Origin of the sequence: Pigmentiphaga litoralis, from assembly GCF_048632615.1 — a bacterium.
In the GTDB taxonomy this organism is placed as follows: domain Bacteria; phylum Pseudomonadota; class Gammaproteobacteria; order Burkholderiales; family Burkholderiaceae_B; genus Pigmentiphaga; species Pigmentiphaga litoralis_B.
Window position 1 is genome coordinate 475035 of sequence record NZ_CP184479.1, and the last position, 13140, is coordinate 488174.

At 66.7% G+C, this 13140-nt stretch carries 9 protein-coding genes and 2 pseudogenes; 4 read left to right on the forward strand and 7 right to left on the reverse strand.

The window, feature by feature from the left end:
- Positions 1–8: 8 nt before the first annotated feature.
- The gene (locus ACNANG_RS02230; protein WP_420227680.1) at positions 9–776 is read right to left on the reverse strand and encodes an SDR family NAD(P)-dependent oxidoreductase; all 768 of its coding nucleotides are present in this window, start codon (positions 774–776) and stop codon (positions 9–11) included.
- A gap of 15 nt (positions 777–791) precedes the next feature.
- A pseudogene (locus ACNANG_RS02235) lies at positions 792–1625 on the reverse strand (dioxygenase); the annotation flags it as partial.
- A gap of 213 nt (positions 1626–1838) precedes the next feature.
- Between ACNANG_RS02235 and ACNANG_RS02240 the strand changes: the two are divergent.
- Positions 1839–2180, forward strand: coding sequence for a cupin domain-containing protein (locus ACNANG_RS02240; protein ID WP_420225815.1), 342 nt, complete (start codon positions 1839–1841; stop codon positions 2178–2180).
- 122 nt (positions 2181–2302) lie between these two features.
- Here the strand turns inward: ACNANG_RS02240 and xdhC are convergent, their stop codons facing one another.
- From xdhC to xdhA, 3 genes are all read right to left on the reverse strand, one after another.
- The gene (xdhC, locus tag ACNANG_RS02245; RefSeq protein ID WP_420225816.1) at positions 2303–3052 is read right to left on the reverse strand and encodes a xanthine dehydrogenase accessory protein XdhC; all 750 of its coding nucleotides are present in this window, start codon (positions 3050–3052) and stop codon (positions 2303–2305) included.
- 73 nt (positions 3053–3125) lie between these two features.
- Positions 3126–5489, reverse strand: a complete 2364-nt coding sequence (xdhB, locus tag ACNANG_RS02250) for a xanthine dehydrogenase molybdopterin binding subunit (RefSeq protein WP_420225817.1) — start codon at positions 5487–5489, stop codon at positions 3126–3128.
- Positions 5486–7420: a xanthine dehydrogenase small subunit gene (gene xdhA / locus ACNANG_RS02255; protein ID WP_420225818.1), complete on the reverse strand. Its 1935-nt coding sequence runs from the start codon at positions 7418–7420 to the stop codon at positions 5486–5488. Before xdhA ends, xdhB begins: the two co-directional genes overlap by 4 nt.
- A gap of 478 nt (positions 7421–7898) precedes the next feature.
- On the opposite strand from xdhA, the gene ACNANG_RS02260 reads away from it, so the two are divergent.
- Positions 7899–8873: a LysR family transcriptional regulator gene (locus tag ACNANG_RS02260; protein ID WP_420225819.1), complete on the forward strand. Its 975-nt coding sequence runs from the start codon at positions 7899–7901 to the stop codon at positions 8871–8873.
- Between the two features lie 80 nt (positions 8874–8953).
- On the opposite strand, the gene uraH is transcribed toward ACNANG_RS02260, so the two are convergent.
- Entirely contained in the window at positions 8954–9319 is a 366-nt protein-coding gene (gene uraH / locus ACNANG_RS02265; RefSeq protein WP_420225820.1) for a hydroxyisourate hydrolase, read from the reverse strand.
- Between the two features lie 150 nt (positions 9320–9469).
- Here uraH and puuE point away from each other — a divergent pair.
- Positions 9470–10401 (forward strand): annotated as a pseudogene (puuE, locus tag ACNANG_RS02270) (allantoinase PuuE).
- Entirely contained in the window at positions 10401–12215 is a 1815-nt protein-coding gene (locus ACNANG_RS02275; protein ID WP_420225821.1) for an allantoate amidohydrolase, read from the forward strand. Before puuE ends, ACNANG_RS02275 begins: the two are co-directional and overlap by 1 nt.
- Before the next feature lie 35 nt (positions 12216–12250).
- On the opposite strand, the gene ACNANG_RS02280 is transcribed toward ACNANG_RS02275, so the two are convergent.
- Positions 12251–13012 carry a class II glutamine amidotransferase gene (locus tag ACNANG_RS02280; RefSeq protein WP_420225822.1) on the reverse strand — a complete coding sequence of 254 codons (762 nt, stop codon included), beginning with the start codon at positions 13010–13012 and terminating at the stop codon, positions 12251–12253.
- Positions 13013–13140: the final 128 nt, after the last annotated feature.

The window sequence follows — 13140 nt, forward strand, 5'->3', positions numbered from 1 at the left end:
GAAGGACCTCAACCGAGACGGCGGCCGCCGTCGACGACGAGCGTGGTGCCGGTGCTGAATCGCAGGGACACCGCGCAGGCCAGGACGGCGTCGGCGATGTCATCGGGTTGCCCGACGCGCTTGAGCGGCGTCGTGGCAGCGGTCTTGTCGTTGAAGGCCTGATCGCGGCCCGCGACGAAATCGGTCTGGACCACACCGGGCGAGACATTCAGGACACGGATGGCCGGCGCCAGCGCGCGGCCCAGGGACATGGCCATCACATCCAGGCCCGCCTTGGCGGCGCAGTAAGCGATATTGCTGCCCGTGCCGGTGGACCCGGCGATCGACGAGATGTTGACGACCAGGCCATCGTTGTTGGCGCGCAGCAGCGGCGCGAACGTGCGGATCGCCGCGAACTGGCCACGCCAGTTCACTTCGAACATGCGGTCGATGAAATCATCGGTCAGCGCGTCAAGATTGTTGTGCGCAATGGGCTGCGTGAACCCCGCCGTGTTGACCAGGATATCGGCACGGCCATACCTGGCTTCGACCGCCTTGGCCAACGCCACCAGCGATGCCGTGTCTTCGACCGCCGCCAGCATGCCGGCATGACCGGCGGCATTCGAGATGGCGGGCAATGCGGCGGCCAGCGACGTGGCCTCGTCCAGCTTGCCGCGGCTGGTCAGCACGACCGCGGCGCCATGTTCGGCCAGGCGGCGCGCGGTGGCCTGACCGATGCCGCCCGTGCCGCCAAGAATGACGGCAACCTTGCCGTCGAGTGAGAGAGGAATGCTCATGATGACCCTATGCGATGGGGGAGTGGGATAGGTTGGCGTGCCGGCGGCCAACGTGAAGTCGAAGTCGAGGGTGTAGTGCGGCCCGGCCCCGTCGCCCCAGGGGAAGGCGCCGTCTTCATGCCATTCGAAGTGGCCCACCAATCCGCGCTGCACGCCAAAGACCACATCGGTTTCCAGGTACTCGGAATCATCGGCAAAGACCTGGGCCACCAGCGTGTCATGATCCGCCGCCGACACGATGAAATGCACGTGCGCGGGACGGTAGGGATGGCGATGCTGCATCTTCAGCAGCGTGCCGATCGGACCATGCACCGGCACCGGATAGCCGGCCGGACGGACACTGCGGATCTGGTAGCGGCCAAGTGAATCGGTGCGAAACTGGCCGCGCAGGTTCTTGTCGGGCTGCGCCGGATCCTGGTTGTCATACAGGCCGACCGGGGACGCCTGCCATACGTCGAGCAGCGCGTTAGCCAGCGGCTTGCCGGTGGTATCCCGCACCACGCCCTGCATGAACAGCGGGACGCCGGGCGTGCCGTCGCGGGCAATGTCGGCGCCGCATTCGCATTCGGGCGCATTGCCGCGATAGAACGGGCCGAGCAAGGCACCCGGGGTGCGGTCGCCCTGCCCGGCCGTGTTCAACACCGTCACCAGGGTCGAGATGCCCAGCACGTCGGCGGCCAGCACGACTTCATTGTGCGATTCGGTGTTGGCCTGGCCGACGGCTGCAATGAACTGCAGGCCCTTCTCGAATTCCTGGTCGGTCAGCTTGACCTCGCGCAGGAAGGCATGCGCGTGTTCCACAAAGGCGTCGACGATCTGCTTGAGGCGGGGGTCGTCATTCAAGGCCATTGCCGCCTTGACGATAGGGGTGACCGACACTGCGTCGTCGATCAGCCGCAAGCCCTCCCCCGGTTTTCTGTGAGCGTGGTGTTCATAATGTGGCTACCGTCTCCTTTGCAAACGTTTGCATTATGCGAGCTTTTTGCTTAGAGTCAAGCATCGTTTTCACGATTCTTTCGGGCGCAGACGCCCATCCCTGTAGCCACATCAAGGAGCCATGCCATGCACGTGACCCGCTTTTCCCAAGCGCCCGCCTACCACCCTCCCCGCCATGACAACATGGCCTGCGTGCGCCTGCAGGGGCACGAGGCGGGACCGTCCGAATCCCTGTGGATGGGCGTATCGCACGTGTTGCCCGGCGGGCAGACGGACCTGGCCGCCTCGCCCGTGGAAAAGATGTATGTGGTGCTGGAGGGATCCGTGTCGATCGGCAACGGCAGTGAGGAAGTCGAACTGCATCTGTACGATTCGGTGCGCCTGGGGCCAGGCGAAGCGCGGCAGGTGATCAACCGCGGCGCGCGAACGGCCATGGTGCTATTGGTGATGCCGTATCCCAAGGCGTAATGCAGGCGAGCAGCGCGGACAGCGGATGAACGCGTCGTTGACTATGACAACGACCGTGCGGGCTGGGAGGGATCGTTGCCGTGTTCAACGAACGCAAGGGTTGCGCACGATCGTTGTGGCATTCAACGATCGTGCAAGGACCATCCCAGCAGCTGCGCGGCCACCGCCACCGCAATGACTTCGGGCCGCTTGCCCGGCAGGTCGGCAATGCCTATCGGGCACACCATGGAGGCGATGCGGTCGTCGGCAATGCCGCGCGCGGCCAGACGTCGTTCGAACGTGGTGCGTTTGGTAGCCGAACCGATCAGCCCGCAGTAGCCGGCGTCACCGCGCGCCAGCACGGCCTGCACGATGTCGAAGTCGATGGCATGGCTGTGCGTCATGACCAGGTGGCAGGCGCCGGCCGGCGCGTCCCTGGCTTCAGCGGCGGCGTCTTCGGTCGGATGCAGCACGACGTGCGGCGGAAAGGGGCCATCGGGCAGCATGTCATCGCGCGTTTCGACCCAGTGGATCTCGAAGGGCAGCGGCAGCAAGGCATAGACGATCGCACGGGCGACGTGCCCTGCGCCGTATAACCAGACCGACCGGCGTGGCGGCTCAAGGGCAGCCAGCGCGGTCAAGTCGTCGTCGGTCAAGGGCGAAAAGCGCAGTTCGACCGCGCCGCCGCAGCACTGGCCCAGCGACGGCCCCAAGGGATAACGGCGTTCGTCCACCGGAAAATCCGCCAGGCCGGCCAGCTTCGCTTGCGCCAGGCGGATGGCTTCAAGTTCCAGATGACCACCGCCTATCGTGCCGCCAAAGCCTCGCGCATCCACCACCAGCGACGCGTCGGTGGCGCGTGGCACGCTGCCATGCACGGCCGTGATCCGCACGACACAGGCCGGGCGTGAGGCCTTGCGGCAAGCCGTTGCATACGCGTGCGCGGAGACGGGCAACAGCGAATCGTCACGCATCGCTCGAGATAGCACGCAATACGGCTTCCGGCGTGGCCGGCGCGGACAGGGGCACCCGCGCATTGCGCGGTGTGGCGTTCGGTGGGGCGGCCGGTCCGGATGCGGTCCCGGCGCGCGCTGCCGCCACCGCGTCCCGGATCGCAAAGAACGCGGCAAAGCCCAGCATGAACGGTGGCTCGCCCACGGCCTTGGATCCGAACACGTTGTCTTCGCGATTGGCCTCATGCCACAGGGTCACGGCAAGCTGTTCGGGCACGTCGGCCGCCGTCGGGATCTTGTAGGTGGACGGTGCATGCGTGGCCAGCAGGCCGTCGGCCTTCCAGACCAGTTCTTCGGAGGTGAGCCAGCCCACGCCCTGCACGAATCCGCCTTCGATCTGACCGATATCGATGGCCGGATTGATGGAGCGGCCGACGTCATGCAGGATGTCGGCACGCAGCAGGCGAGTCTCGCCCGTCAGCGTGTCGATGGCGACTTCGCACGCCGCCGCGCCATAGGCGAAGTAATAGAAGGGGCGGCCGCGCATGGTCACGCGGTCGTAGTGGATCTTGGGGGTCGCATAAAAGCCATCCGACCACAGCGACACGCGTGCGGCATAGGCCTGCTGCACCACCTGCACGAAGGGCAAGGTCTTGCCAGGCAACAGGACGTCGTTCCCGCTCAGGCGGATGTCTTCCAACGCCACGCCATGCGCCTGGGCCACGTAACGACGCAGCCGTTCGCGGATTTCAATGGCGGCGAATTCAGCTGCGCGGCCGTTCAGATCCGTGCCGCTGGATGCGGCCGTGGCGGATGCGTTGGGCACGCGGCCGGTGTCGGTTGCGGTGATCCTGACCTTATCGAGGCTGACGCCCAACGTATCCGCCACGATCTGGCAGACCTTGGTGTGCAAGCCCTGCCCCATCTCCGTTCCGCCATGGTTGACGGTGACGGAACCGTCCGTATAGACGTTCACCAAGGCGCCGGCCTGGTTGAACATGGTGGCCGTGAACGAGATGCCGAACTTGACCGGCGTGATCGCAATGCCGCGCTTGATGACCGGGTGCGTGGCGTTCCAGGCCGCGATGGCGGCGCGGCGTTCCGCGTACCGACAATCGGCGGCCAGGCGCGGCAGCAGGTCGGGCAGGATATTGTCTTCGACCTCCATGCCGTAGTGCGTGCGGTTGCGCGGTGCATCGCCATACAGATTGGCGGTGCGCACCGCCAGCGGATCCAGATCCAGGTGCCGCGCAATGTCGTCCATGATGGCTTCGATCATCGCCACGCCCTGCGGCCCGCCAAAGCCACGGAACGCGGTGTTCGATTGCGTATGCGTCTTGCAGCGATAGCTGTGGATGGCGATCGCGGGCAGGAAATAGGCATTGTCGGTATGGAAGATCGCGCGGTCGGCGATCGGGCCCGACAGGTCGGCGGAAAAACCGCAACGCGCCGCCTGCAGCATGTCGATGCCGCGCACCTTGCCGTCGTCATCGAAGCCGACCGTCCAACGGCCGATGAAGTCATGCCGCTTGCCGGTGATCAGGAAGTCGTCGTCGCGATCCAGCCGCATCTTGCAAGGCGCCTGGGTCAGCCAGGCAGCCACCGCAGCCCAGACCGCGATCTGGCCGGCCTGCGTTTCCTTGCCGCCAAAGCCGCCGCCCATCCGCCGGCATTCGACCTGCACCGAATGCGTGGGCACGTGCAAGGCATGCGCGACCCAGTGCTGGACTTCGCCGGGGTGCTGGGTCGACGACAGCACTTTCATCGTGCGATCTTCGCCCGGCAAGGCCAGTGCGATCTGGCCTTCAAGGTAGAACTGTTCCTGGCCGCCAACGGCGAATTCGCCTTTCAACACGTAGGCCGACGCGGCCAGCGCCGACTGCACATCGCCTTCGACCAGGTGTACCGGCGGCAGCACGTAGGCTTCGGCTTCCAGGGCGGCATCGATGCTGAGGATGGGCACGAGCGGTTCGATATCGGCGACCACGGCGCGCGCCGCCACCCGCGCCGCCTTCGCACTGCGTGCGACCACCAGCGCGATGGGCTGGCCGACATACTCGACGATTTCGGCCGGCAGCACCGGTTCGTCTTGCGCCGACCCCAGCAGATTGGTGCCGGGCAGATCCGCCGCGACAATGATGCGCACCACGCCGGGCAAGGCCTGCGCGTCGGCGGTTGCCATGCCACGCAAGCGGCCATGCGCGACCTTGGACAGGACGGGCGCGACGAACAGCGTGCCTTGCGGCTCGGCCACATCGTCGACATACAGGGCACGGCCACTGACATGCAGGTGCGCCGCTTCATGGGCGGGCGACGTGCCGCAACTGCGTGCATCGACCGGCAAAGCAAGGACACCGGGGCGATCAGGTGCGTTCATGGCGTGATCTCCAGAATGGGCGACAGGTCGGCAAGGGTGTGGGTGGAACGCGGGGAGGAGGCGAGACTCGATGCGGTCGATGGCGAGGTGCCCGACGCAGCGGATGGCGCAGCGCCGGATGCGGCGGATGGCACAGCGTCAGACGCAGCGCCGGACGCAGCGGACGGCATGGCGCCGGACGCAGCCGGTGAACCACCGCTGGTTGCAGCGGATGGCGCAGCGCCGAACCCAGCCGATGGCACAGCGTCGGGCTCAGCCGATGGTGTCGCGTCCCACAGCGCAAGCCACGATCGAAGCAGCAGGTTGGCAGCCACCTGGCGACGGTAGGCCGCGCTGGCGCGCAGGTCATCGAGGGGTGAAAACTCGTTGCGCAGCGCCTCCAGCGCGGCGCGGAGCGGTTCCGGCAACTGCGACTGCGACTGCAACTGCGACGACGCTGCCGGGATCGCCTGACTCGCATCCAGCCCCAGCAGCGCCGCTTCGGTGTTTGGGGCGCGGCTAGGCACCGCCGCCATGCCACCCACGCCGATACGCACAGCCGCGACCTTGCCATCGGTCAGCCGAAACGCGGTGGCCACCGCGACGGCGCTGATGTCCTGTTCGAGCCGCTTCGAGACTTTCCAGGCATGAACAACCACGCCAGCCGGCAGCGGCACGCGGACCGCGCGAACGAATTCGCCGGCTTGCAGGCAGTTCTTCTGGTAACCCAGATAAAAGTCGTCGAGCGGCACGACGCGTTCCGAGCCCGCCCGATGCAGCACCAGGCTCGCACCAAGCGCCAACATGAGCGGCGGGCAATCGCCAATCGGCGAGCCGTTCGCCAGATTGCCGACCAGGGTGCCGGCATTGCGGATGGGGGTGGAGGCGAAGCGGTCGAAGTAGGTTGCGCAGTGGGGAAGATGCGGCAACAAGGCGTCAAGCGCATCCGTCAGGCTCACCGCCGCGCCGACTTCAAGCACGGGCGTGCCGTCGCCCCACACACCTGCTGCGATCGCGTCGCCTTCCTGCTGGTGCATGCCCCGCAGTTCCCGCACCGCGCCCAGCCACACCACGTCGCCAACGGCGCGGTGCTGTTTGGTGACCCACAGGCCGACATCGGTCGACCCGGCCACGATGCGCGCCCGCGGCCGTTCGGCCAGCGCCGCGTTCAATGCCGATACGGTGCGCGGCGCATAAAAGCGGCCGGCCGTGTGACCGGGCCACTGCGTGGCGACGTCGGCGCCGGACGTGAACACTGCGCTGGCGTCTGCTGTGGTTCCTTCGACCGCACGTCCGTCCCCCGCAACGGCGGCCAGACGTGTCTTCCACACCTCCCTGTCCGGCCCCTGCCAGGGCGCGGCGCACATGGCGCGGGTTGCGTCGACGATCGGGCGATAGCCGGTGCAGCGGCACAGATTTCCCGACAGGGCGCGCAAGGCGTCGTCGCGGGTGACGTCGGGGTTGGCGGCGGCGCGGCGGGTTTCGTACAAGGCGAACATCGACATCACGAAGCCCGGCGTACAGAAACCGCACTGTGAGCCATGGCAGTCCACCATGGCCTGCTGCACGGGGTGCAAGGCGTCGGCAGCCGCAATGTGCTGGGCGCTTTGCACGGCCTTGCCATCCAGCGTGCCCAGGAACTGGATGCAGGCGTTGACCGCGCGGACCTGCGGTTCGCCGTTGGCATCCAGGTCGGTGACGGCCACGGTGCATGCGCCGCAGTCCCCTTCCGCACAGCCTTCCTTGACCGACGCGCAGCCGCCGCGTTCGCGCATCCATTCAAGCAAGGTCAACGTGGGCGGCGCATGGTCGACGCTGACCTGGCGATCTCCCAGCCAGAAGCGGATGGGACGCTCGGACGCGGCGGCGCACGGCGACGACGACAGCGGCACGGCCGGAGACAGAGACGGCGACGCAGCGTTGGCGGAAGAATGGGACGAGGCAGCGTTCATGGCGGGCACCGGAGGTCCGCCAGGATCGGCGGCTAGCTGGAAGAAGGACGTGCAGTCCTACACCATACGCGGCCAACACGGCAGTATCATCCTTGTTTTACGATAATGCTCATCATTCTTCCATGATGAAACACCAGCGCGACATCGATCACTGCACCGGCCACCACATCGTCCACGACATCGACCACCCACCGTACCCGGAATCACCTCATCCATCGTTGGCACGTCGGGCAGATCGGGCAGCCGCTTTGCTTCGCTGACGGCCAGGATCCGCACCTTGCCCGATTTGGCCTGCGCCGCCGCTACATCGCCCACTACATCGCCCACCACACCTGCCACCACACCGCTTCCACCCCAGCCACCACACCGGCCACCACCCGAAGCACAGGCCACCACCGATAAATCACCGGCCCCCTCCCGATCTCGTAGACCCTAAGCCTATTCAAGCCCGCACCACCCACCACACCTCAGACCTGTCATGCCAACGCCCGCGACCTCACCCACCACCCCTCGCAGCGACCTGTCGCGGCTCAGCCTGGCCGACGTCCAGGCCTTCCTGACCTTGCTGGACACCTTGCACGTGTCGCGGGCGGCGATCCGGCTGGGGGTCGGGCAGCCCCAGCTGTCCGCGCGGCTGGCCCGGCTTCGGCAACTGACCGGCGATACCTTGTTCGTGCGTGCCGCTGGCGGGGTCGTGCCGACCGCGACCGCGCTCTCGCTCGAAGCGCCCGCCCGCGAACTGCTGCTGCAGGCCGACCACTTCCTGGCCCCGCCACCGCGCTTCGATCCGCAGCGGGCCGAAGGCGAGTTGCACCTGGCCGCGCCGGACTACCTGGACCCGATGCTGCTGCCACGCCTGGCGGGGCGCCTGCGCCAGCTCGCGCCCGATGTCCGATTGACCGTACATCCGCTGACGGACGACCAGGACTATGCGGAGAAGCTGGCGGACGGACGGCTGGATCTGGTGATCGCCAACTGGCCGGACCCGCCGGCGCAGTTGCACCGCCTGCCGATCATGGACGACGAACTGGTGGTCATGATGGGCAGCCATCATCCGCTGGCGGATCGGCCCCTGACCGCCGCCGCCTACTTCCAGGCGCGGCACGCCGCGCCGACCGCCATGCGGCCGGGCTTGTGCAGCACGGTGGACACCTTGCTGGCACGCGCGGGCCATACCCGGCGCATCGCCCTGGAATTTCCGGTCTTCAGCGTGATTCCGTATGTGCTGACGCAGACCGATCTGCTGCTGACGACAGGTCAGCGCTTCACGCAGTTCTTTGCGAGCTCGCTGCCGGTCAAGGTCCAGCACTTGCCCGTCGCCCTGCCCCCGCTGCAGTACTGCCTGCTGTGGCATGCGCGGGCGCGTCGGGAAGCGCCGGTGCGCTGGCTGCGCGAACAGATCGTGGCGTGCATGGGGCCCGCCATCACGTCAAACCGGGGACCGGCAGGCTGAACGCCAGGCGACCTGTCGACTGCAGGCGCCCCGTGGACTGGTGCAGGCGACCCGGCGGGACCCACCTGATTACCCGGACTTCAGCTTCCGCGATACGTGCTCCAGCTCCACGGGCTGACCAGCAGCGGCACGTGAAAGTGCTGCCCCGCATCCGCAATGCCGAAGTCGAGCGCCACGCGATCCACGAAGCGCGGTTCGGGCAGGTCGATGCCGCGCGCGGCGAAGTACGCGCCGGCCGCGAACACCAGTCGATATGCCGCCGGGACCAGGTCGGCGCCGTCCAGCAAGGGACCATCGACGCGGCCATCGGCGTTCGTCACGACCTGCTTCAGCAGCACGGCGGACGCTGGGTCCGCGACGTCAGTCAGGCGATACAGATCGATGGCCAGCCCGGCGGCGGGACAGCCGTGCGCGGTGTCGAGAACGTGGGTGGTCAATTTGCCCATGGGATTCCTGAGTAGATACAACGGAGTGAGTGCAACCACGCGAACGCAACCACGCGGATGCAATGAAGTCGGGGCCACGACGCCGAAGCCGGTTCGGCGCCAGGCAAAAAGTGTATATAGTTTCAGGTCGCTCAGCACCCCGCTTCGTCCATGACATCCTATCCCCGCGATCTCGTCGGCTACGGCCGCACTCCCCCGACGCCCGTTGGCCCGGCGGCGCCCGCGTCGCCGTGCAGTTCGTCCTGAACTATGAAGAAGGCGCCGAAAATTCGGTGCTGCATGGTGATCCGGCGTCGGAACAGTTCCTGTCCGAAATCGTCGGCGCCGCAGCCTATCCCGACCGCCACATGAGCATGGAGTCGATCTACGAATACGGCTCGCGGGTGGGCGTATGGCGCATCCTGAAAGAGTTCGAGAAGCGCGGCCTGCCATTGACCGTGTTCGGCGCGGCCATGGCGCTGGAACGCCACCCGGAAGTCACGCAGGCCTTCGTGGACCTGGGGCATGAGATCGCCTGCCACGGCTGGCGTTGGATCCACTACCAGGGCATGGACGAGGCCACCGAGCGCGAGCATATGCGTATCGGCACCGAGATCGTGCACCGGCTGACCCAAGGCCAGTGGCCGCTGGGTTGGTACACGGGCCGCGACAGTCCCAATACCCGCAAGCTGGTGGTGGAACACGGCGGCTATGTCTACGACAGCGATTACTACGGCGACGACCTGCCCTTCTGGACGCAGGTGGACGCGGCGCAGGGCGGCACGGTGCCGCATCTGGTGGTGCCCTACACGCTGGATACCAATGACATGCGGTTCGCCACGCCGCAGGGGTTTAACACGGGCGACCACTTTTTCGACTACCTGCGTGACAGCTTCGACGTGCTGTACGAAGAAGGCGCCGAGACACCGCGCATGCTGTCGATCGGCATGCACTGCCGCCTGCTCGGCCGCCCGGGACGTTTCCGCGGCCTGCAGCGATTCCTGGATCATCTGGAAAAGCACGCCGACGTGTGGGTGTGCCGCCGTATCGATATCGCCCGCCACTGGCAGCAGCACCACCCCTACGCTTCTACCGCCCTCTGATGACCACGCCTTCCGCTCCGACCCCATCGTCCATCGCTTCCGTCCCGGCCCCGCTCACCCTGGACGTCCTGAACGCGGCCAGTGTCGGCGACTTTACGCATCGCCTGGACGGCCTGTACGAACACAGCCCGTGGGTGATGGAACGCGCCGCCGCCCGGCGTCCCTTTGCGTCCGCCGCCGCGCTCAAGCTGGCGATGGCGACGGTGGTGCGCGAAGCCAGCCGTGATGAACAGCTTGCCCTGATTCGCGCGCACCCGGAACTGGCGGGCCGTGCCGCCATCGCGGGGGAACTGACGGCCGACTCGGCGGGTGAACAGGCGCGCGCCGGCTTGAACGCCTGCACGCCAGACGAATTCGCGACCCTGCAGACCCTGAACGCCGATTACCGTGCGCGGTTCGGTTTTCCTTTCATCATCGCGGTACGGGGGCCGACGGGCGCCGGCCTGACCCGCGCGCAGATCATTGCGGCCTGGCAGCGGCGGCTGCGGCATGCGCCCGATCAGGAATTCAACGAGGCGCTACGCCAGATCAACCGGATTGCCGAAATCCGCCTGGCCGATCGCCTGCCGCAACCGCGCGCCTTTGGCGAGCAGATCATGCAGTGGGCCGAGGCGCTCGCCAGCCATTCCGATTCGCCGGATGACCTGACCTGCACCTATCTGACGCCGGCGCACCGTGCGGCGGCGGCGCAGATCGCGGCATGGATGCAGGCCGCCGGCTTCGACAGCGTGCGCCACGACGCTATCGGCAATGTGGTGGGACGGTACCGCGCCGACCCGGCCCAACCCGCGCCCGCGCTGGTGGCGACGGGGAGCCATTACGACACGGTACGCAACGGCGGCAAGTATGACGGCCGGCTGGGTGTGCTTCTGCCTATCGTGCTGGTCGACCACCTGCACCGCGCGGGCCGCCGCCTGCCCTACGACCTGGACGTGGTGGCGTTTGCCGAAGAAGAAGGCGTGCGGTATGGCAGCACCTTCCTGGGATCCTCGGCCTATGCGGGCCGCTTCGACCCCGCCGTACTGGACGCGGTCGATGCGCAAGGCATTGCCATGCGCGACGCATTGCGGGCGGCGGGCCTGGACCCCGATGCGATCGACGCCGCCGCTGGAGACGTGGCGCGGCTCAAGCATTATTTCGAGGTCCACATCGAACAGGGGCCGGTCCTGTTCGAACGCAACCTGCCGGTCGGGGTGGTGACGTCGATTGCGGGTAGCGTGCGGCGCATGCTGACGCTGCGCGGCGTGGCCAGCCATGCCGGGACCACGCCCATGGACATGCGTCGGGACGCGGCATGCGCGGCCGCGGAAATCGTGCTGGCGGTCGAAAGGCGCTGCGGCAACACGCCGTCCCTGGTGGGCACGGTAGGCGTGCTGACGGTGCCCAACGGGTCGGTCAATGTGATTCCGGGGGCGTGTACCGTCTCGCTGGACATCCGCGCGGCCGACAACGCCGTCCGGGATGCGGCCGTTGCCGATCTGGAAACCGAGATCGCGGCGATCTGCGCGCGTCGTCAGATCACTGTGGTGACAGAAGAACTGATGCGGGCCGCCGCTGCACCGTGCGCGCCGCACGAGATGGCGTACTGGTCGGACGCCATTGCCGCGCGGGGCCTGCCTGCCCATGCCCTTCCGTCTGGCGCCGGCCACGACGCCATGAAACTGGCAGAGGTCGCGCCCATCACCATGCTGTTCACGCGCTGCGGCAACGGCGGCATCAGCCACAACCCGCTGGAGATCATGACGGCGGATGATGCGCAGCTGGCGGCGGAACTGACGCTGGATTTCCTGGAACGGCTGGCGTCGGATACGTGAGCGCACCATAACGATGCGTCCACCAGGCTAATGCATCAAGCTGGTGCGCCGTCCACGAATACCTTCAACTCGCCCGACGCGAACGGCAGCCAGGTTTCATTGGCCGTCAAAGGCTCCGTCACGATCACGGCCACCCGGTCGTTCGGCGTCGTGACGTCGGCAAAATTCACGGTGACTTCGTCGTCGGACAGGCTGGCCATGGCGAAGGGATGCTGGCGCACCAGGTAATGCAGGCGCGTGGAGCAATGGGCGTACAGCTCGGTGCCGTCCGACAACATCATATTGAACGTACCGTGCGTGGCGATCTCGGCGCATAGCCCACGCAGCGCATCGGCCAGCACGTCTCGCGACGGGCGTGACGCGAACCGGGCGCGCAAGGATTGCAGGATCCAGCAGAACGCCCGCTCGCTGTCGGTGGACCCGACAGGCTGGTAGGGACCATCCAGCGCGGGATCGTAGGCCTTCAGGTCGCCGTTGTGTGCAAAGACCCAATAACGGCCCCACATCTCGCGAATGAAGGGATGGCAATTCTCGAGGATGACCGGGCCAACCGTGGCTTTGCGGATGTGCGCGATGACATTGGTCGACTTGATCGGATAGCGCCGGATCAGGTCCGCAATCGGCGAGACCAGCGCGGCCTGGTGATCCACGAAATGGCGCACCGCACGTCCCTCAAAGAACGCGATGCCCCATCCATCGACGTGCTCACCGGTGCGTCCGGCCCGGTGCGCAAAGCCCGTGAAGCTGAAGACGATGTCGGTCGGGGTGTTGCAGTTCATGCCGAGAAGCTGGCACATGGTCGGTGATCCTGGAAGGCTGAGCCGCAACGATACCGCACCCGCCGCATGGGCGAAGCTGGTGCGCGCCGCGTGAATCACAGATGGGCACGGTTCCTGCTTTTAACACCTTGCAATACTCCCTGGCA

What these genes read in the sequence shown, in the direction of transcription:
- ACNANG_RS02275 (WP_420225821.1), top strand. Translation starts at nt 10,401, where the DNA reads ATGACCACGCCTTCCGCTCCGACCCCATCGTCCATCGCTTCCGTCCCG.
- ACNANG_RS02230 (WP_420227680.1), bottom strand. Translation starts at nt 776, where the DNA reads ATGAGCATTCCTCTCTCACTCGACGGCAAGGTTGCCGTCATTCTTGGC.
- xdhA (WP_420225818.1), bottom strand. Translation starts at nt 7,420, where the DNA reads ATGAACGCTGCCTCGTCCCATTCTTCCGCCAACGCTGCGTCGCCGTCT.
- uraH (WP_420225820.1), bottom strand. Translation starts at nt 9,319, where the DNA reads ATGGGCAAATTGACCACCCACGTTCTCGACACCGCGCACGGCTGTCCC.
- ACNANG_RS02280 (WP_420225822.1), bottom strand. Translation starts at nt 13,012, where the DNA reads ATGTGCCAGCTTCTCGGCATGAACTGCAACACCCCGACCGACATCGTC.
- ACNANG_RS02240 (WP_420225815.1), top strand. Translation starts at nt 1,839, where the DNA reads ATGCACGTGACCCGCTTTTCCCAAGCGCCCGCCTACCACCCTCCCCGC.
- ACNANG_RS02260 (WP_420225819.1), top strand. Translation starts at nt 7,899, where the DNA reads ATGCCAACGCCCGCGACCTCACCCACCACCCCTCGCAGCGACCTGTCG.
- xdhB (WP_420225817.1), bottom strand. Translation starts at nt 5,489, where the DNA reads ATGAACGCACCTGATCGCCCCGGTGTCCTTGCTTTGCCGGTCGATGCA.